Here is an 18,696-nt window from a genome sequence, read left to right on the forward strand (position 1 = left end):
CCGAAAGCATCTGCCTTGCAGATGCTTTTTTTTATCGGCGTTGTAACGCACGCAACTCCTGCGCATCGTGGCTACAAAACAGCCGGATCTCCTCGCCATGCGTAAACGCCAGCTCGCGCAGACGTTGCTGGTTAACCCTTCTGGCTGCGTTATCCATCGCCATCATCCATTGATAAAAACGCAGCCCCGGCGTGCAGTGGCGCTCCGTCCCCCCGATTTCACCCCGGTAAAACCAGGCGTCACCGCCGTGCAGTAGCCAGCCAGCGGGATGCTGAATGGCAATACCGGCATGACCCAGCGTGTGACCAGCGAGCGGGATAAGCAAAATCTCCGGCGGCAATCCACGCAGGGCCGTCACGGCATCAAAGCCGTACCACTTCTCGCCTTCGGCGGCATACCCCTGCCAGCCCGAAACGCCCTGCCACTGGCCGGGACGATAGCGTTCGCGTGTCAGCCAGCTGTGCCGCTGCTGCGCAGTGTCGATTTCGCGCTGTAAGAGATGGATCTGCGCCTGCGGGAAATCGGTCAGGCCGCCGGCGTGGTCAAAATCCAGATGGGTCAATACAATATGCCGCACATCTGCAGCCTTAAACCCTAACGCCTCAACCTGGGCCAGCGCCGTTAAGTTTTCCCGCTGCTGGATGTTGTTCAACAGGCGAAAAAAGGCCGGGATATTGCGCCGGGGCTGGCGCATATCGGTGGTGCCGAAGCCGGTATCCACCAGCACCAGACCGTGGCGTTGTGTTTCAAGCAGCAGGCAGTGACACGCCAGATGCGCATGCACACCTTTGCTGAAACCGTCATACAGCGCGCCGCCGAGTGGGCACATACAGCCGCAATTAAGGTGATGAATAATCACGTTTGCCCTCCGCGAGCGTTATTTATGTGCATGTGTACTTTCAGAGAGCGTAACGGGCTTGATTTGAATCACCTGCCCCTGTTCCCACGCATCCGCGCCCTGCGCCACCGGGTGCGCTGGCAGGTCTGCGCGCTGCTGCCTGATAGCCGGGGTACTCACGCCAAAACGGCGATCGCGGTCAGCAAGCAGCGCCGGATCGAGTTGCCCATCTTGTGTAAATCCCATCATTAGCGCGGGCACGCCCAGCGGCAGCGTCTGATCACGTTCAGTGTGCCAGGTATGCCAGGTCTTGCCGTAGGTATTCACGATATTGCTCATCAAGGCTTTTTCGGCGACGGCCGGTAAACCCGGCGCAATAAGCGAGCCGGATTTCACTTCATAACGGTGGCTATGCCAGAGTTTTTTCTCCTCGGGCGGCAGCGTTTTGAAAAGTCGCTCACTGATGATGTATTCCACGCCCATCAGCCGTGCATTTGCGGTATTACCGTCATAAATCACCGCCTGCATGACATCATTATTTAACACGGTGACATAATGATGGGCTTCCATTTGCCCTTGTCGATCGCCGTTATAAAAATGAAAGCCATCAAGGTAAGCACTTATTGCCTCAATTGGCGGGCGAGATTGTATTAGCGCTGCGCCTGTTTCGAGGGTTTTCATTTTTCCGGAGGTTTTCTCGCCAGGTATAGCCGTTTGCGGTTCGCTATTATTGGCGCCACAGCCAACAAGCATCAGGGGAATAATAAGATGTAAAGCCAGACGCATTGATCTTTTTCCTTAAAGTCAGGTGGAATAATCAGGGTAGCGTATGCTGCGTATTCGGCCAGTTATATTGTGATAATGTGCCGTTACGTCATTATTAGCGAAACGGTAAAAAAGAAAAAATGTCGTTCTGTACATAAGATTATCCACAACCCTTCCCCCACGCTGGCAAAAAATGCATTGCCGTAATCTCTTTCTTATTGAGCAAACGCAGCGAAATGCAGTTGCTACATAGCGTGTTTATTAGCCATTCCGTTTTGGCCGATTAAATTAACATTGCGCAGATAAAGCATCGGAAAATTATTCCAGGCGCGGAGATGGATATATTTCGCCAAAACGTTGGCGTTTAATTTCAAAGTGAGAATACACACCTGTGTTCCATACGCTTGCAGGTGGCGCCTGCTGTACCGTGGTGACGTCGTCACAAAAAATGCGCTACGCCCGGAAAAAAACCGTAACGGTAGTGGTGGAATTGCTAATGTTTAGGAGTGGGTAGCGCAGTTAAGCGATTTGCGTCAAGTTTTTACCATTTTATAGAAAGGTATTAACTATCAAATCTGTAGATTCATTCAAATACCTTTATCAGGAAGCAGTGTATATCGTAACGACAGAACACAAGCAAATGGAGCCCGATATGAGCACGTCAGACGATCAATCCCTCTCGTCATCCGTCGAGAAATGCCCCTTTCATAACAAAAGCAGCGAAAAAAGTGCAGGCCCGGTAACCAGTAACCGCGACTGGTGGCCTAACCAGTTACGCGTAGATTTGCTAAACCAACACTCCAACCGTTCTAACCCGCTGGGTGAAAATTTTAACTACCGCGAAGAATTCAAAAAGCTCGATTATTCCGCGCTCAAAGCTGATATCCGCAATGTGCTGACCGATTCCCAGGAGTGGTGGCCAGCAGACTGGGGCAGCTATATCGGCCTGTTTATTCGCATGGCCTGGCACAGCGCCGGCACCTATCGCACCGTCGATGGTCGCGGGGGTTCAGGTCGTGGTCAGCAGCGCTTTGCACCGCTCAACTCGTGGCCGGATAACGTCAGCCTTGATAAAGCACGTCGTCTGCTGTGGCCGGTGAAACAAAAATATGGTCAAAAAATCTCCTGGGGCGATCTGATTATTCTGGCGGGCAACGTGGCGCTGGAAAATGCCGGTTTCCGCACTTTTGGTTTTGGTGCCGGGCGTGAAGATGTCTGGGAACCGGATATGGATGTCGACTGGGGTAATGAAAAAGAGTGGCTAAGCCACCGTCACCCGGAAAGCCTGGCGCAGGCCGCGATTGGCGCAACCGAGATGGGGCTGATTTACGTTAACCCGGAAGGCCCGAACGCCAGCGGCGAGCCCGTTTCGGCTGCCTCTGCCATTCGCGCCACCTTCGGCAATATGGGCATGAACGATGAAGAGACCGTCGCGCTGATCGCCGGTGGTCATACGCTGGGCAAAACCCACGGTGCCGCCACGCCGGATAACCATGTCGGGCCAGAGCCGGAAGCCGCGCCGCTGGAAGCGCAGGGTCTGGGCTGGATGAGCAGCTACGGTAGCGGTGCTGGCGCCGATGCCATCACTTCCGGTCTGGAAGTGGCATGGACGCAAACCCCCACCCAGTGGAGCAACTACTTTTTCGAAAACCTGTTCAAATATGAGTGGGTGCAAACCCGCAGCCCGGCGGGTGCTATCCAGTTTGAAGCGAAAGATGCCCCTGAAATTATCCCTGATCCGTTCGACCCGGCGAAAAAGCGCAAACCCACCATGCTGGTGACCGATTTGACGCTGCGTTTCGACCCGGAATTTGAAAAGATTTCGCGCCGTTTCCTCAACGATCCACAGGCGTTTAATGAAGCCTTTGCCCGCGCCTGGTTCAAACTGACCCACCGCGATATGGGGCCAAAATCACGCTACATCGGCCCGGAAGTGCCAAAAGAAGATCTGATTTGGCAGGATCCGCTGCCTGCGGCGGTTCATCAGCCGAACGGTGCTGATATCGCTAATCTGAAAGCGGCGATTGCCGAATCCGGCTTGTCGGTGAGCGAACTGATTTCAGTCGCCTGGGCGTCTGCCTCCACCTTCCGTGGCGGCGATAAACGCGGCGGCGCGAACGGCGCGCGTCTGGCGCTGGCACCGCAAAATGGCTGGGAAGTGAACGCTATCGCCACGAAAGCCCTGCCCGCGTTGCAAAGTATTCAGAAAACGCTGGCGAAAGCCTCGCTGGCGGATGTGATTGTGCTGGCGGGCGTGGTTGGTGTTGAAAAAGCAGCGGCAGCGGCCGGTGTGCAGGTTAATGTGCCGTTTACGCCGGGGCGTGTCGATGCGCGTCAGGATCAAACCGATGTGGACTCTTTCGCACTGATGGAGCCGCTGGCCGATGGCTTCCGCAACTATCGCCGCGTGTGGGATGGAATCAGCACCGAAACGTTGCTGATTGATAAAGCGCAGCAACTGACGCTCACCGCGCCGGAAATGACCGTGCTGGTTGGCGGCCTGCGCGTACTGGGTGCGAACTATGACGGCAGTAAGCACGGCGTCTTTACCGACCAGCCGGGCGTACTGAGCACCGATTTCTTCGTTAACCTGCTCGATATGCGCACCGCCTGGAAAGCCACCGACGAGAAATCAGAGCTGTTTGAAGGTCGCGATCGCAAGAGCGGTGAGGTGAAATACACCGCCACGCGCGCCGACCTGGTATTTGGCTCCAACTCGGTACTGCGCGCGCTGGCGGAAGTTTACGCCAGCGCCGACGGTAAACAGAAATTCGTCACCGACTTTGTTGCCGCCTGGACAAAAGTGATGAATCTCGATCGCTTCGATCTGCTCTAATCCCGCTCTTTATCCTCAAGCCTGCGACCTGTCGCAGGCTTTTTTATGCCGCGCGTTCAGGAATGCGCGCAATCACCTTAATTTCGAAATCAAAACCCGCCAGCCAGTTCACGCCCACGGCTGTCCAGTTGGGATACGGCGGCTGCGGGAAAAGCGCCTGTTTGACTTGCATAATGGTGGCGAACTGGTTTTCCGGGTCCGTATGAAAGGTGGTGACATCAATCAGATCATCAAAAGTACACCCCGCCGCCGCCAGCGTGGCCTGGAGATTGTCGAACGCAAGACGCACCTGTGCCGCGAAATCGGGCTCCGGGCTGCCATCGGCGCGGCTGCCAACCTGACCGGAAACAAACAGCAGATCGCCGGAGCGTATCGCGGCGGAGTAACCATGTTGTTCATACAACGCATGGCGATGAGCGGGAAAAACGGGTTCGCGTGGGATCATAGGGTTACCTTCTGTTGGTTAATTTGAGATACACTTCGTATATGAAGTTAATCCACATACACTGCGTATGTCAATTCACATACGCGATGTATTTCAAAGGGAGTCAACATGGCCGTAAAACGTCGCGCGCAAACCATGGAAGAGAATCGCGCCAAACTTATCGCCGCAGCACGCAAGGCGTTTGCCGAAAAAGGCTTTGCGGCGGCATCAATGGATGAACTGACCGCCAGCGTGGGCTTAACGCGCGGGGCGCTGTATCACAACTTTGGCGATAAACAGGGCTTACTTGCCGCCGTGGTGGCGCAGGTTGATGGCGAAATGGCGCAGCGCGCGAAGATGCGCGCGCACGCCACCGATAATGCCTGGGATGCGCTGCTGGCTGAAGGTGTCGCCTATATCGAAATGGCGCTCGATGCGGAAATCCAGCGCATTGTGTTGCTTGATGGCCCAGCGTTTCTTGGCGATCCTTCGCGCTGGCCAAGCCAGAATGCCTGCCTGCAGGCCACCCGTATCGCCGTTGCTGACATGGTGGCAAACGGCGAGATGAAAGAGGTGGATGTGGAATCCGCCGCGCGTTTGCTCAACGGCGCGGCGTTGAATGCCGCGTTATGGGTCGCCGCCAGTGATAACCCGCAACAGACGTTACCCAAAGTTATTAACGCGTTTTGCTTGCTGGCCAACGGGCTGCGCGCAGAGAAAAAAAACCCGGCGTAATGCCGGGAATAATGGGTAGATAACGAGTTTTAGCGTGGCGGCAAAGTGCGCCGCCGCGAAATCAGGGTAACAACAAATGAAGCCGCAAGCCGGAGAAAACAGAGTCAGTGGCAGGGCTCGCGGCTATTAAAAGGGATAAATATAACGCAGAGATGACACGGCGTCGGTGGCGAATAATACGCCCGTCGCCTGCACTCCTGTGCCACTGGTGAAGCATGCTACCCGAGTGTGTTCAACCTGAAGCGGCTTCTTTCTCCAGCCTGAGCACAAAATGGTTATCGTGACGGGCAATCTTCGCCCCGCTGTTACCGTAGTTTGCCGAGAGCATAAAAAACGTATCCGCATCGACATCAAAAGCCAGCTCAACTTCCTGGTGCTTACCTGAGCTAATCATTTGATATGCCTGCTTTAAATTATAAGCTTTTGCTATAGCCATGGATAAGTCTCCGCGCATGCTGTTGCTTACTGTAAATCTCGCCTTTACTTTATAGCCTGTTTTGCCGAACTAACCTGCAATTTTTCCACTGAAGATGCGAAAAACCCAGCTGTTATAAAGCAACGTTACGGGCACCAGTAACGCAAACATCATCAGCAGAAATCGCTGCGTGGCCGGTGGCGCGGCGGTTTGCGTAATGCTGAGAACAGGTGGCACTATCCATGGAAAAAGCGTAAACACCAGCGCACAAAAAGCACAACTGACTATCACCTGCACCGCCGCCAGCGGTAGAAATATCCGCCGCAATATCAGCCCCAGCCATAACAACGCAACTGCCAGTGCAGCCACCAACGAGAGCGGTAACCACAGCCACGGGTTAAACAGATGCTGCCGCCAGGTTTCGTGCAACTGCGCGCTCCACACCAGCAACCCCGCCAGCAGCAACCCGGTGCCGATGGCGAGCCACGGCATCACCCGCCGCCCCCACGTTTCCAGCTCGCCGGTACAGCGCCAGATTATCCACCCTGCCCCCATCAGGCTATATCCGCAGACCAGCGCAAAGCCGCAATAGAGTGGAAAAGGACGCAGCCACTCAAAACCGCTGCCGGTAAACTGGCGCCCATCGGTAGCAATTCCCTGTAACAGCGCGCCCACAATAATCCCTTGCGCCAGCGCCGCCAGTAGCGAACCAGCCACCAGCATCAGGTCAAACAGCCGTGGCGCATAGTGGCGGTACTCAATTGCCATGCCGCGCATCACCAGCGCCAGCAACATCACAAACACCGGGATATAGAGCGCGCTGAGGATGATGCCGTATGCCAGCGGGAAAAGCCCCAGCAAGCCGCCCGCCGTGAGCACCAGCCAGGTTTCGTTGCCATCCCAGACTGGCAGTAAAGAGAGGTTGATAATATGACGCGACTCCGGGCTGCGCTGAAAGGCGCACAGGATGCCGGTGCCCAAATCCGTGCCATCAAGCAGAACATAGATCAGCAAACTGAGCGCCAGCGCCGCGGCACAAAGCGCATCAAGCCAGGGCAAACCTAAAATATCCGGCATATCACGTCCCCTTCCCGGTGCGTTCGGCGACCTCAGGCATGGCACTCTTTTCATGCCTCGCCGGTAAGCGCGACATCAGCTTCAGCAAAAACCACAGCCCGAGCGCAAAAAGCGCGATATAAACCACCACGGTCGCCAGCAACGAGCCCAGCACCAGTTCTGGTGAAACCGGCGCCACACTGTGCGAGGTGCGCAGCAAGCCGTAAACGGTCCAGGGCTGACGCCCCGCTTCCGTCACCAGCCAGCCTGCGAGCATGGCGATAAATCCGGCGGGTGCCAGCAGCACCATCAGGCGTTGTAACCAGCGTGCGCGCCACAAACGCCCCCGCAGGCGCACCACCAGCCCGGCCATGCCCGCAGCCGCCATGGCGATGCCAAGCCCGACCATCACGCGAAACGACCAGAACACCACCGGCACCCACGGCAACGCTTCCGCCGGGTACTGGTTGAGCGTGTGAATGCGCCCTTCAAGGTTGTGGCGCAAGTAGAGCGAACCGATATCGGGAATGGCGACTTCGTATAAATTGCGGCGCTGTTGCATGTCCGGCAGCGCAAATAATCGCAGCGGCTCGCCTTCGCCCGGCGGCGGTGGATCCCACGCGCCTTCCATCGCCGCCAGTTTTATCGGCTGATGGTCGCGCGTGTTTTCGCCATGCAGATCGCCAAGCACGATCTGTACCGGTGCCATCACCACCAGCATCCACAGGCCCAGTGAGAACATCTGGCGCGCCGCCGGATGTCGAGCCTCGCGCAGCAGATGCCACGCCCCGCAGGCCGCCACCAGGCACGCCGTGCCCAACATTGCCGCCACCACCATATGTGCCATGCGCCAGGGAAATGACGGGTTGATAATTGCCGCCCACCAGTCGACCGGCACAAAGCGACCATCGGCCGCCACGGCGAAGCCATCCGGCGTTTGCATCCATGAGTTGGCCGCAAGGATCCAAAACGCGCTGAACAGCGAACCAAGCGCCACAATACAGGTCGCCATAAAATGCACCCACGGCCGGACTTTGCCCATGCCGAAAAGCACCACGCCCATAAACCCCGCTTCAAGAAAGAACGCGACCAGCACTTCCATATACATCATCGGGCCGAGCACTGCTCCCGCGCGGCTGGCAAGCCCGCTCCAGTTCGTCCCGAAAGCGAACTCCATCACCACGCCGGTGACCACGCCCACCGCCACGTTAAGGGCAAAAATTTTGCTCCAGTAGCGCCACAGCGACAGCCAGAGCCGCTGCTTGCGCCAGAGCCACATCGCCTCAAGGAACATCAAAAAATGTGCCAGACCAATGGAAAAAGCCGCCAGCACAATGTGAAAGCCGATGGTAAAAGCAAACTGGCCGCGCGCCAGCAACAGTGCGGTTTCCTCGTTCATTATGCGTCGCTGGGTTTACCGGTCCACGCGGAGATCGGCTTATCAACCGGTTGCTCCATGCGCCGCGCGAAGGCTTTCATCCCGGTAAGCAGGGGTTGCAGGGCATGCCACAGATCCTCGTCCTGCAGCATCTTCCACGCCCCTTGCAGACCCGGAGCAGTATGCTCACCCGCCCCGGCAGGCTGGCTTAGCGCATCGGCCATATCGCGCAGGCCAAAGGCCAGTTTGTACATTTTCTCCGGAGGAATGCTGGAGAGCGCAAGCAGCAGCACCGAGATATTCTGTATCGCATTGAGCGTGCCTTCGCGCTGTAAGCCGTTAACCAGCACCTGCGCGATCTCCTGATTGGCACCTACCAAATCATTTGCCAGGCGCAGCACGCCATGCTGATGCAACGACTCCAGCAGTCGCGCCAGTTCTTCATGGGCATCGGGGCCAATCTTTGCCGGTTCCGGCTGATAATCAATCGCTTTTGCCATCAGAATTTCTCCGGGTGGGGTTCGGTTGCTGGCGGTTCGCGGTAATCTTCGCGTCTCCATTTCTCTTCCACTGGCACCTTGTCAATCGGGGTACGTTTACCGTGGCGGAAATTGTGCTTCGGTAGCGGGTCGGGCAGCGGCGGGCGATCCAGTGTTTCCAGGCGCACGGCCAGCTCTTTATAGGCGGGTGTATTGACCGACGGATCGTGGTGTTCGCCAGTGAGTTGGTTAATGCCATCTTTACCCTGATGAATGGAGATGAACAGCACCTTCCCCTGAACGCGATCGGTCACCACCACCGGCACCTCAACTTCTCCGCGCCGGGAGATAAGTTTTACCCAGTCGCCTTCCTGCAAGCTGCGCGCGTTCGCCAGCTGCGGGCTGATTTCCACAAACCAGTCCGGTGAAAGACTGGTGGTGCGCCCGCCCTGCCCGCTCTGGTTGGTGGACTGGAAATGCTCCAGCATCCGGCCATTGTTGAGCAACAAATCATATTCGGCATCTGCCTCTTCAGCGGGCGGTTGCCAGCTCAGCGGATAAAGCGTGGCGCGCCCGTCGGGGGATTTAAAGCGTTCGGTATAAAGCAGCGGTGTGCTGCTGCCATCGGCGTTGACCGGCCAGATTTGCGATTTCCAGCCCTCAAGACGTGAATAGCTGACACCGGCAAAGCTTTCGGCAATGCCCGCCACTTCCGCCATGATCGCCTGCGGATGTTGATAGCCCCAGTCATGGCCCATACGGGCCGCCAGTTGCGTGAGGATCCACCAGTCCGGGCGGCTGTCGCCGAGCGGCTCCATTACCGGGTAGAAGCGCTGAATTCGCCGCTCAGTGTTTACAAACGACCCCTCTTTTTCCACGCTCGGACAGCCAGGCAACACCACATCAGCAAACTGCGCCGTGCGGCTAAGAAACAGATCCTGCACCACCAGAAAATCGAGATTGGTAAAACCCTGGTGCACATTTTCCGCGTCCGCGTCGGAAAAGGCGGTTTCCTCGCCAATGACGTACATGGCACGGATCACCTCCTTGCGCGCCAGTTCAACCATCATAAAGTTGTCCTGCCCGACGTTAAGCGACAGGCGCTCAGCCGGTACGCCCCAGGCCTTGGCCCATTTTTCGCGGATCTGTGGATCGCTGACCGATTCATAGCCAGGGTAGAAATTTTTCAGGCAGCCAAAGTCGCTGGCGCCCTGCACATTGTTATGTCCGCGCATCGGGTAGCCGCCGGTGCCTGGTCGGCCATAGTTGCCGGTCACCAGTAACAGGTTGGATAACGCGGTGCTGGTGTCTGCACCGTGGCTGTGCTGCGTGATGCCCATCGCCCACATAATGCGGACGCTACCCGCCTTGCCGATCAACTCTGCCGCTTCGCGCAGTGTCTCTTCCTGTATGCCGGTGATTTGCGCGGCGTAATCCAGCGTAAACGGGGTTAGCGACTCGCGATAGGCGTCAACCTGGTTGACACGTTCCGCGAGGAAAGCCGCATCGTCATAACCGTGGTCAAACATATAACGCGCCATTGCCGATGCCCATACCAGATCGCTGCCGGGATGAATGCGTAAATGCAGGTCGGCGCGTTCTGCCATTTCGTGGCGTCTTGGGTCGACCACCAGCCATTTTTGCCCGCGGTGTTTTTTTGCCGCTTTCAGGCGTGAGGCGATCACCGGATGGTTTTCCGCCGTGTTGCTGCCGACGATAATCACCAGTTCGGCCTGTTGCAGATCGTCAATTGTCCCGGCATCGCCACCATAGCCCACCGTGCGAAACAGCCCTTCCGTGGCCGGGTTCTGGCAATAGCGCGATGAGTTATCCACGCTGTTGGTGCCAATAATGGCGCGGGCAATTTTTTGCGTCAGATACGCTTCTTCGTTGCTGCCTTTACTGGAGCCGATAAAACCAATACTGTCTGGGCCGTACTGATCACGGGTCTGTAATAAGCGGCTGGCGACAAGGGTTAACGCTTCCTCCCAGCTTGCCGGGCGAAAACGGTCATTTTCGCGGATCAGCGGCGTGGTCAGGCGCTGCGGGCTGTTAATGAAATCCCACGCGAATTTGCCCTTAACACAGGTGGAGATGCCATTTACCGGCGCATCAACCACCGGCTGCACTTTCAGAAGCTGGCGGTCGCGGGTCCACATTTCAAAGCTGCATCCGACGCCGCAATAGGTGCAGACGGTTTTGGTGCGTTTGATCTCCTGCTGGCGTAACGCGGTATCCATCACCGAAATACCGGAGATAATTTCGGCACCGGTGGAGTTTTCCAGCACTTTTATCACATCGATCAGCGGACGTTTGAGCGACTGGCGCATCGAGGTAAAGGGCCCGGCATCCGGCTGCATGCTTTTTTCCAGCAGCGCATTGCACGGGCAGACCGTCACACAATGCCCGCAACTAACACAGCTCGAACCGGCAATTTGATTCCCCCCGTCCCACAGCACGCGCGGGTGCTCCATGGTGTAATCAATGCTCAGCGTTTCGTTGACTTCCACATTCTGACAGGCGTCCACGCAGCGCCCGCATAATATGCATTGATCCGGATCGTAGGTGTAAAACGGGTTGGAGTGATCTTTAACGTAAGGCTTGCGCGTATACGGGTAGCGCTGAATAGGAATGTGCATATCCACCATGGTGTTATGCAATGTACAGTCGCCAGTATTGTGTTCGCACACGGTACAATAAAGTTCATGTTTCGCCAGCAGACGATCCATGCCCTCTTCGCGCGCCGCCCGCGCCTGGCTGTCCAGCGAGTTAATCACCAGCCCGTCATGGCTTCGCAGCGTACAGCCGCGCACCAGCTTCCCCGCCTGTTCGACCCAGCACACATCGCAGGTCTGTAACGGATCGAGCGCCGGGTGGTAGCAAACATGGGGTAGCGTGATATTGCAGGTTTCAAGAAAATCGATCAGCGGGACATTTTCGGGGCCAACCAGCGCCCTACCGTCATACAGGACGGTACATTTTTGCAGGCTCATCTTGCTTCCTCACCAAAAAACGCTGTACGCGCACTCCCCGGTTCGACAGCTCAGTGAACTGGCAAAAAGTCGTTCCTGTTCAGGGTGACGTATCGGTTATGAAATTTAAAAGTAGTTGCCGCGTGAGCGGCGAGCCAAACGGCAAGATACATTCTGCATCCCTGTTTGAGACTTCTCTTAAAACCATAAGAAATCATGATGATTTACCAAAGCCAAATGTAAATTTATGTCAATAAATGCCATTTTCATGCCAGAAACCACATGAAAAAAGGCAGGTAATAACGAGAGGTAATATTCGTTTTCTATCTACTTTTTGCTAAGTGACTTATTTTAAAGATACATCCTCAATGCCGCTTTGTTTAAATAACCAGCAGCTACACCTAAAGGAGTATTTTTTGCATAGGAATTTTCACGTTTGACTATTTCACTACAGCGACTAACTTTAATCCCTGAACGCAGTGAACATGGTTTCGAATATTCATGTTCATATATTTAACAACGAAACAGGAGAAATATTATGGCTGAACATCGTGGCGGCTCAGGTAATTTCGCCGAAGATCGTGAAAAAGCGTCCGAAGCGGGCCGCAAAGGCGGTCAACACAGCGGTGGTAATTTCAAAAATGATCCACAGCGCGCTTCCGAAGCAGGTAAAAAAGGCGGCCAGAATAGCCACAGCGGCGGCCGTAAATCAGGGGATTAATTTCTGATTTAATTTTTTACCGCATCAATATATTTATTTTATTCCTGGCGAGCCGGCAACGGCTCGCTATTTTTAACCTGAAATTAAAGGTCTTTAATTATGCAGATTAATACGCTAAACGATTTATTTATCCACGGCTTGTCGGACATTTACAGCGCAGAAAAACAGCTTGCCCGCGCGTTAGCCAAACTGGCACGCGAAGCCTCTACGCCCGAGCTGGTGCAAGCCTTCAAACAACACATGGAAGAGACGCAAGGCCAGATAGAGCGCATCGATCAGCTGCTTGAAGCCGAAAGCGGCCTGAAGTTAAAACGCATGAAGTGTCATGCGATGGAAGGTTTAGTAGAAGAAGCCGACGAGGTGATTGAAAGCACTGAAAAAGGCACTATTCGTGACGCCGCGTTAATTGCCGCTGCGCAAAAAGTTGAACATTATGAAATTGCCTCTTACGGTACGCTTTGCACCCTTGCCGATCAATTAGGCTATAAAAAAGCGAAAAATCTTCTGGCGCAAACGCTGGAAGAGGAAAAAACCACCGACAATTTGCTTACCAAAATTGCGACCAGCAAAATTAATTCCAAAGCGGAAGTAGAATAAATGTCATTGAGTTAATTCCACCTGAGGTAAACGTATGACACGCGAAGAGAATTATCACGACTGGCTACGTGACGCACATGGGATGGAAAAACAGGCAGAGTCGATGCTGGAGGCAATGGCTAAACGCATCGATAATTATCCTGTGCTGAAAAGCAAAATTGAAAGTCATTTAGCCGAAACCCGTGAACAAATAGTGTTACTTGAAGGGCTTATTGATCAATGCGGAATATCGCGATCGGTCCTCAAAGACACCATGGGTAAAATGGCGGCGATGGGTCAAGCCGTTGGTGGTGTCTTTAATTCCGACGAGGTGGTTAAAGGCGCAATAGGTGGCTATGTCTTTGAGCAATTTGAAATTGCGTGTTACACCTCATTGATTAGAACGGCTGAAGAATTGGGCGATGTTAACGGCGTGCAGGTGCTGCAAAAAATTGTGGCGCAAGAGATTGAAATGGCGGAGTGGATGCTCCAGCACGTGCCGGAAGTGACAACTCAATTCCTTGACCGCTCCAGCGCGCCCGGCGTTGAAGCGAAAAAATAACCTGCGTTTATTGTTAATGGAGAGACGACGATGCTGCCAAAGCTGAAACGCGTAAGGAATGTGTTAATGAACAACCGTGCCAGTGACGATCTCGGCTGGCAGGTGTTGAGTGAGTTTGAACGCGCCCGGGAGCTAAAACCCTTTGTGGCCGGGCAACCTGCCAGCAACCATGATGAGGCTGAACTGCCGCAACCCGCTCTTTCTCTCGACCCCGTGCAGGAATATCTGGTCACGACCATGGCTAACCGTAAACAGGCCAGCGAATAACGCCACAGACTGCGTTATTCGATAACATTTTGTGTCTTGTTAGATTTGCCCGGAGCGGAGACTCCGGGTTTTTTATTGCCCATCATCCGCGCCCTTCAGCGCAGGCTTGACTTAAAATGTAATTGGCGTACGTTTCAGGACATGAAAACATTCCTGATTATTGTTCCTGATGGCGGCATGCTGTTCGAAGCCGCCGGGATTGCCGACATTCTGATGCAGGCCAACCAGCTACATCCGGATGAGACCGCGCAGCCGCGCTATCGCGTTACCGTTGCCACCACCCAGCCTCACCAGGTGATCCATGGCCAGTCCGGGCTGAACCTGCTGGCCGATCACCGCCTGCCGGAGATCGATCCGCGCCAGCCGTGGGACACCATCATGATAACCGGTCGCGGTACTGATGCCGAAGAAGGTACGGCCGTGGTGGACTGGCTGCGCCTTGCCGCGCCGCACGCGCGTCGGGTCGTTTCTATTTGCGGTGGCGCGATGCTGCTGGCACAAAGTGGGTTGCTTAACGGACGGCGCGCAACCACCCACTGGCGGTTGCTGGAAACCATGCAGAAAGAATACCCCGCAGTAACCGTTGAAGGCGGCCCGCTCTATATTCAGGACGGGCCAGTCTGGACCTCCGGCGGCGTCAGTTCCGGCTTCGATCTCACGCTGGCGCTGGTCGAAGATGATTATGGCTTCTCACTGGCGCTGGATATCGCGCAGAACATGGTGATGTACCTGCGCCGCCCCGGCGGTCAGTTGCAGTTCAGCCGCTATCAATTGCAGCAGGCCAGCGGCGTCGGGCCAATCAGCGAACTGCAAAACTGGATCCTTGCCAACCTGGCTGAGGATTTATCCGTTGAGCGGCTGGCGGAACAGGTTGCGATGAGCCCGCGCAATTTCACCCGCGTCTTTACCCGTGAAAGCGGTGTTTCTCCCGCACGCTATGTGGCCGAAGCGCGGCTCGCCGCCGCACGTAGCCGGCTGGAGCAAACCAGTGAAACCCTGGATCAGATCGCCGCCGCCACCGGTTTCGGCAGCAGCATCAATCTGCGGCGCATTTTCGAACGCCAGTTACACCTGACACCAGGCGATTACCGCCAGCGCTTCCACTGCCGCAAATTGGCGTAAAGTGATCCTTTTTTGTCGTTTACGCCAAACCATGACCGGCCTACAGTAACTGCAGTTAGTTACCGCACAGGAAGGAGTCAATTATGGTTAAGGTCGGCATTAATGGTTTTGGCAGAATTGGACGCAACGTGTTACGCGCGGCGCTGGGCAACCCGGAGATTCAGATCGTGGCGATTAACGATCTGACAGACAGCAAAACCCTCGCTCATCTGCTGAAACATGATTCTCTGCTCGGCACCCTGCCCGTTCCGGTAGAAGCGGGTGAAGGCCAGTTGTTCGTCGATGGCAATGCGGTGCGTGTGTTCAGCGAACGCGATCCGGGCAACATTCCATGGCGTGATGTTGGCGTGGAAGTGGTGATTGAAGCCACCGGTTTCTTCACCGAACGCGACAAAGCCGAAGTGCATATCAGCCGCGGCGGCGCAAAACGGGTGATTATCTCCGCGCCCGGTAAAAATGATGATTTAACCATCGTGCTGGGCGTGAACGACAGCCAGTACGATCCCAAACGCCATTTTGTGGTCAGCAACGGCAGTTGTACCACCAATGGCCTGGCCCCTGCCGCGCAAGTCCTGCATCAGCGCTTCGGGATCGAACATGGCCTGATGAACACCACCCACGCCTATACCAACAGCCAGGCGCTGCATGACCAGCCGGAAAAAGATCTGCGCGGCGCGCGTGCTGCGGCGCTGTCGATTGTGCCTTACTCCAGCGGGGCGGCGAAAGCGCTCGGCAAAGTGATCCCGGAACTCGACGGCCGGTTGACAGGCTACTCTCTGCGCGTGCCGGTTCCGGTGGTGTCGATTGTTGACCTGACGGTCACGCTAAAACGTGATGTTACGGCTGAAGAGGTAAATGCCGCGTTCCGCGAAGCCGCAGAGACCGGTCCTCTGAAAGGTATTCTCGGTTACAGTGATGAACCGCTGGTTTCCAGCGATTACCAGGGCGACCCGCGCTCGTCGATCATTGACGGATTATCAACGCTGGTGATTGGCGGCAATCTGGTGAAAATCCTCGCCTGGTATGATAACGAGTGGGGCTTCTCAAATCGCCTGGTTGAACTGGCAAGCCTGATCGGCAAACGCGGTTTATAACAGCGAGACTTCCGCCCTGCACATTATGACGACGCCTCAGGGCGTCGTTTTTTGTTTTGTCGCGCCCAGAGCGGCAATCAGTTGCGCGCGGCGGCGTTCAAGGGTGGCGATTTGCGCCTCAATCGTCGCCAGCCGTTTACGCTGCAACGCGCGCGTTTGCGGACACATCGTCGCCCCTTCTTCATTGCGCATACAGGCAGGAAAAGCGGCAATTTCAGCAATGCTAAACCCCGTGGCGATTAACTGCTGGATTTGCCTCACCTGGCCGAGCGCCTGCGGTGGAAAGTAGCGATAACCGTTGCAGGCACGCGTGCTGCACAACAGACCGTGGCGATCATAATGGCGGATAGAGCGCACGCTGATGCCCGTTTGTCGGGCGAGTTCGCCAATTGAAAACATTCTCTTCCTCCCGGTAAATGGCTTGACTCTGACACCAGTGTCAGGGTTGAGGATAGCCGCGAACATTCATCTGGAGGAACATTTTATGCTGTTATCCCCTGGTCGTTATCTCGCTATTTTGTTATTCAGCTTTTCCGCCTCGCTGTTTGCCAGCGACAAGCAGTACACCGTGACCTCGGCGGACGGTGTGGAACTGGCGGTACAAGAGTCCGGCGCGCCGCAAGGCAAGCCGATTATTTTTATTCACGGCTTATTAGGCAGCCACCTGAACTGGGAAAAACAGCGTCAGGATCCGGCTTTGCAACGTTTTCGCTTAATCAGTTTTGATATGCGCGGCCATGGTCTGTCGGCCAAACCGACGCAGGCAGAGGCCTACCGCGAGGGAAGCCGCTGGGCAGAAGATGTCGCCGCCGTCATTACCGCAAGCCATGCAAAAAAACCGCTGCTGGTCGGCTGGTCGCTGGGTGGCGCGGTGATCAGTCACTACCTGGCGCAGTTTGGTGACAAAGCGCTGTCTGGCGCGCTGTATGTCGACGCCGTGGTGGAGTTAACGCCCGATCAGATCCCGGCGCATCCGCAAGTCTATCAGGCGATGACCTCGGCGGATTTAGCCACCCACCTGGATGGCGAGCGCGAATTTCTGCGGCTCTGCTTCTACCAGCAACCTGACACGGTTACCTTCGCGCGCCTGCAAGCCAATGCGGCGATGGCCTCCTGGGAGATGCAACGCGCCGTACCGTCAATGAAAGTTGCGCTTGAGCAGGGGCTGGGAAAAGCGACAATCCCGGTACGCTTTATCTACGGCAGGTATGACCAGCTGGTGGAGCCACACGCATCGCTGGCGCGTGCCAGAAGCGTGAATCCCCGTATTAGCGCGGTGTGGTTTGACCATTCGGGGCACGCCCCGTTCCTGGAAGAGCCAGCCCGTTTTAACCAGCAGCTGGCAGAGTTTGCGGATGCTCTGCACTGAAACGCCAAACGGGGCATCGCTGCCCCGTTTTACTCTGTTACTTCGACATATCGACGACGATCCTGCCGGTGATTTTCCCGGCGCGCATCCGCTCAAAGATGCTGTTGATATTCTCCAGCGGCTCCACGGCGATTTCCGCATGGACTTTGTTGCGCCCGGCGAAATCCAGCGCTTCCTGCAGATCTTTACGCGTACCGACAATCGAACCGCGCACCGTGGTGCCATCGAGCACCATGTCAAAAATCGACAGGTCGAATTTCCCCGGTGGTAAGCCGTTGAGCACCATGGTGCCGCCACGGCGCATCATGGTTGTTGCCTGCTCAAACGCTTTTGGCGATACCGCGGTCACCAGCACGCCGTGCGCACCGCCAAACTCGCTATGGAAACGCGTTCCCGGATCTTCCTGGCGCGCATTGACCACCACCGAGGCACCGAGACGGCGCGCAAACGCCAGCTTGTCATCATCAATATCGACCGCCGCCACGTTCATGCCCATCGCCACCGCGTACTGGATCGCCAGGTGTCCCAGGCCGCCGATACCCGACACCACCACCCACTCTCCGGCGCGCGCTTCGGTCATTTTCAGCCCTTTATAGACTGTCACCCCGGCGCAGAGGATCGGCGCGATACTCTGAAAATCGACATTATCCGGCAAAATCCCGACATAGCTGGCATCGGCCAGGCAATATTCGGCAAACGTACCGTTTACCGAATAGCCGGAGTTTTGCTGCGAATGGCACAGGGTTTCCCAGCCGCCAAGGCAGTGTTCACAGTGACCACATGTTGAATAGAGCCACGGCACACCGACACGATCGCCCTCTTTCACATGCTTCACGCCCGGCCCGACAGCCACCACATGGCCGACACCTTCGTGGCCGGGGATAAACGGCGGGTTCGGTTTAATCGGCCAGTCGCCATCGGCGGCGTGTAAATCCGTGTGACACACGCCGGTCGCTTCAATTTTGACGAGGATCTTGCCCGGTTCAACAGCCGGCACCATCACCTCTTCAATCACCAGCGGCTGACCAAAGGCTTTCACCACTGCGGCTTTCATGGTTTTCAGTTGCATATTATCGCCTCATCCTGA

The 18,696-nt window shown here is 55.8% G+C and carries 19 protein-coding genes; 9 read left to right on the plus strand and 10 right to left on the minus strand.

Annotated elements, in window-relative coordinates:
- Positions 1–31 precede the first annotated feature (31 nt).
- Together DFO56_RS10720 and DFO56_RS10725 are read right to left on the minus strand one after the other, a co-directional pair.
- On the minus strand, positions 32–859 hold the full coding sequence (locus DFO56_RS10720; protein ID WP_045509666.1) for an MBL fold metallo-hydrolase: 828 nt from the start codon (positions 857–859) through the stop codon (positions 32–34).
- Between the two features lie 18 nt (positions 860–877).
- Positions 878–1,624, minus strand: coding sequence for an OBAP family protein (locus DFO56_RS10725; protein ID WP_045509669.1), 747 nt, complete (start codon positions 1,622–1,624; stop codon positions 878–880).
- A 631-nt stretch (positions 1,625–2,255) separates the two neighbouring features.
- Between DFO56_RS10725 and katG the strand changes: the two genes are divergently transcribed.
- Complete coding sequence (katG, locus tag DFO56_RS10730; protein WP_045509906.1) at positions 2,256–4,439, plus strand: catalase/peroxidase HPI; 2,184 nt, start codon at positions 2,256–2,258, stop codon at positions 4,437–4,439.
- A 43-nt stretch (positions 4,440–4,482) separates the two neighbouring features.
- On the opposite strand, the gene DFO56_RS10735 is transcribed toward katG, so the two are convergent.
- The gene (locus DFO56_RS10735) at positions 4,483–4,884 is read right to left on the minus strand and encodes a RidA family protein (RefSeq protein WP_016495719.1); all 402 of its coding nucleotides are present in this window, start codon (positions 4,882–4,884) and stop codon (positions 4,483–4,485) included.
- 108 nt (positions 4,885–4,992) lie between these two features.
- Between DFO56_RS10735 and DFO56_RS10740 the strand changes: the two genes are divergently transcribed.
- The gene (locus DFO56_RS10740) at positions 4,993–5,598 is read left to right on the plus strand and encodes a TetR/AcrR family transcriptional regulator (protein WP_016495718.1); all 606 of its coding nucleotides are present in this window, start codon (positions 4,993–4,995) and stop codon (positions 5,596–5,598) included.
- Between the two features lie 232 nt (positions 5,599–5,830).
- Here the strand turns inward: DFO56_RS10740 and DFO56_RS24820 are convergent, their stop codons facing one another.
- The 5 genes from DFO56_RS24820 to fdhF form a co-directional block, all read right to left on the minus strand.
- The gene (locus tag DFO56_RS24820; RefSeq protein WP_016495717.1) at positions 5,831–5,992 is read right to left on the minus strand and encodes a hypothetical protein; all 162 of its coding nucleotides are present in this window, start codon (positions 5,990–5,992) and stop codon (positions 5,831–5,833) included.
- A 111-nt stretch (positions 5,993–6,103) separates the two neighbouring features.
- Positions 6,104–7,090 carry a cytochrome d ubiquinol oxidase subunit II gene (locus DFO56_RS10745; RefSeq protein WP_045509673.1) on the minus strand — a complete coding sequence of 329 codons (987 nt, stop codon included), beginning with the start codon at positions 7,088–7,090 and terminating at the stop codon, positions 6,104–6,106.
- Between the two features lies 1 nt (position 7,091).
- Positions 7,092–8,468, minus strand: a complete 1,377-nt coding sequence (locus DFO56_RS10750; RefSeq protein ID WP_045509676.1) for a cytochrome ubiquinol oxidase subunit I — start codon at positions 8,466–8,468, stop codon at positions 7,092–7,094.
- The gene (locus tag DFO56_RS10755) at positions 8,468–8,947 is read right to left on the minus strand and encodes a DUF1641 domain-containing protein (RefSeq protein WP_045509679.1); all 480 of its coding nucleotides are present in this window, start codon (positions 8,945–8,947) and stop codon (positions 8,468–8,470) included. The genes DFO56_RS10750 and DFO56_RS10755 overlap by 1 nt, the downstream gene beginning before the upstream one ends.
- A complete protein-coding gene (fdhF, locus tag DFO56_RS10760) occupies positions 8,947–11,919 on the minus strand; it encodes a formate dehydrogenase subunit alpha (RefSeq protein WP_045509681.1) in 2,973 nt (990 codons plus the stop codon). Before fdhF ends, DFO56_RS10755 begins: the two co-directional genes overlap by 1 nt.
- Positions 11,920–12,436: 517 nt before the next feature.
- Between fdhF and DFO56_RS10765 the strand changes: the two genes are divergently transcribed.
- From DFO56_RS10765 to gap, 6 genes are all read left to right on the plus strand, one after another.
- Entirely contained in the window at positions 12,437–12,619 is a 183-nt protein-coding gene (locus DFO56_RS10765) for a general stress protein (RefSeq protein ID WP_016495712.1), read from the plus strand.
- Positions 12,620–12,718: 99 nt separating this feature from the next.
- Positions 12,719–13,216: a ferritin-like domain-containing protein gene (locus tag DFO56_RS10770; protein ID WP_045509684.1), complete on the plus strand. Its 498-nt coding sequence runs from the start codon at positions 12,719–12,721 to the stop codon at positions 13,214–13,216.
- 34 nt (positions 13,217–13,250) lie between these two features.
- A complete protein-coding gene (locus DFO56_RS10775; RefSeq protein ID WP_016495710.1) occupies positions 13,251–13,757 on the plus strand; it encodes a ferritin-like domain-containing protein in 507 nt (168 codons plus the stop codon).
- Positions 13,758–13,823: 66 nt separating this feature from the next.
- Positions 13,824–14,024, plus strand: coding sequence for a hypothetical protein (locus DFO56_RS10780; RefSeq protein ID WP_045509687.1), 201 nt, complete (start codon positions 13,824–13,826; stop codon positions 14,022–14,024).
- Positions 14,025–14,165: 141 nt separating this feature from the next.
- Positions 14,166–15,146, plus strand: coding sequence for a GlxA family transcriptional regulator (locus DFO56_RS10785; protein ID WP_045509692.1), 981 nt, complete (start codon positions 14,166–14,168; stop codon positions 15,144–15,146).
- A gap of 83 nt (positions 15,147–15,229) precedes the next feature.
- The gene (gene gap / locus DFO56_RS10790) at positions 15,230–16,240 is read left to right on the plus strand and encodes a type I glyceraldehyde-3-phosphate dehydrogenase (RefSeq protein WP_045509695.1); all 1,011 of its coding nucleotides are present in this window, start codon (positions 15,230–15,232) and stop codon (positions 16,238–16,240) included.
- A 36-nt stretch (positions 16,241–16,276) separates the two neighbouring features.
- Here the strand turns inward: gap and DFO56_RS10795 are convergent, their stop codons facing one another.
- Positions 16,277–16,639 (minus strand): MerR family transcriptional regulator, encoded by a 363-nt coding sequence (locus DFO56_RS10795; RefSeq protein ID WP_045509698.1) that lies wholly within the window; start codon positions 16,637–16,639, stop codon positions 16,277–16,279.
- 85 nt (positions 16,640–16,724) lie between these two features.
- Between DFO56_RS10795 and DFO56_RS10800 the strand changes: the two genes are divergently transcribed.
- Positions 16,725–17,609: an alpha/beta fold hydrolase gene (locus DFO56_RS10800; RefSeq protein WP_045509700.1), complete on the plus strand. Its 885-nt coding sequence runs from the start codon at positions 16,725–16,727 to the stop codon at positions 17,607–17,609.
- A 37-nt stretch (positions 17,610–17,646) separates the two neighbouring features.
- Here the strand turns inward: DFO56_RS10800 and adhP are convergent, their stop codons facing one another.
- Entirely contained in the window at positions 17,647–18,678 is a 1,032-nt protein-coding gene (adhP, locus tag DFO56_RS10805) for an alcohol dehydrogenase AdhP (protein WP_017457060.1), read from the minus strand.
- Positions 18,679–18,696: the final 18 nt, after the last annotated feature.

The sequence above is a fragment of the Kosakonia sp. AG348 genome, assembly GCF_003337365.1.
In the GTDB taxonomy this organism is placed as follows: Bacteria; Pseudomonadota; Gammaproteobacteria; order Enterobacterales; family Enterobacteriaceae; genus Kosakonia.

Coding starts and splice junctions, on each gene's coding strand:
- DFO56_RS10775 (WP_016495710.1), top strand. CDS start 13,251: ATGACACGCGAAGAGAATTATCACGACTGGCTACGTGACGCACATGGG.
- gap (WP_045509695.1), top strand. CDS start 15,230: ATGGTTAAGGTCGGCATTAATGGTTTTGGCAGAATTGGACGCAACGTG.
- DFO56_RS10800 (WP_045509700.1), top strand. CDS start 16,725: ATGCTGTTATCCCCTGGTCGTTATCTCGCTATTTTGTTATTCAGCTTT.
- DFO56_RS10755 (WP_045509679.1), bottom strand. CDS start 8,947: ATGGCAAAAGCGATTGATTATCAGCCGGAACCGGCAAAGATTGGCCCC.
- DFO56_RS10780 (WP_045509687.1), top strand. CDS start 13,824: ATGAACAACCGTGCCAGTGACGATCTCGGCTGGCAGGTGTTGAGTGAG.
- DFO56_RS10725 (WP_045509669.1), bottom strand. CDS start 1,624: ATGCGTCTGGCTTTACATCTTATTATTCCCCTGATGCTTGTTGGCTGT.
- DFO56_RS10765 (WP_016495712.1), top strand. CDS start 12,437: ATGGCTGAACATCGTGGCGGCTCAGGTAATTTCGCCGAAGATCGTGAA.
- DFO56_RS10750 (WP_045509676.1), bottom strand. CDS start 8,468: ATGAACGAGGAAACCGCACTGTTGCTGGCGCGCGGCCAGTTTGCTTTT.
- adhP (WP_017457060.1), bottom strand. CDS start 18,678: ATGCAACTGAAAACCATGAAAGCCGCAGTGGTGAAAGCCTTTGGTCAG.
- DFO56_RS10740 (WP_016495718.1), top strand. CDS start 4,993: ATGGCCGTAAAACGTCGCGCGCAAACCATGGAAGAGAATCGCGCCAAA.
- DFO56_RS10795 (WP_045509698.1), bottom strand. CDS start 16,639: ATGTTTTCAATTGGCGAACTCGCCCGACAAACGGGCATCAGCGTGCGC.
- DFO56_RS10785 (WP_045509692.1), top strand. CDS start 14,166: ATGAAAACATTCCTGATTATTGTTCCTGATGGCGGCATGCTGTTCGAA.
- DFO56_RS24820 (WP_016495717.1), bottom strand. CDS start 5,992: ATGATTAGCTCAGGTAAGCACCAGGAAGTTGAGCTGGCTTTTGATGTC.
- katG (WP_045509906.1), top strand. CDS start 2,256: ATGAGCACGTCAGACGATCAATCCCTCTCGTCATCCGTCGAGAAATGC.
- DFO56_RS10735 (WP_016495719.1), bottom strand. CDS start 4,884: ATGATCCCACGCGAACCCGTTTTTCCCGCTCATCGCCATGCGTTGTAT.
- fdhF (WP_045509681.1), bottom strand. CDS start 11,919: ATGAGCCTGCAAAAATGTACCGTCCTGTATGACGGTAGGGCGCTGGTT.
- DFO56_RS10745 (WP_045509673.1), bottom strand. CDS start 7,090: ATGCCGGATATTTTAGGTTTGCCCTGGCTTGATGCGCTTTGTGCCGCG.
- DFO56_RS10770 (WP_045509684.1), top strand. CDS start 12,719: ATGCAGATTAATACGCTAAACGATTTATTTATCCACGGCTTGTCGGAC.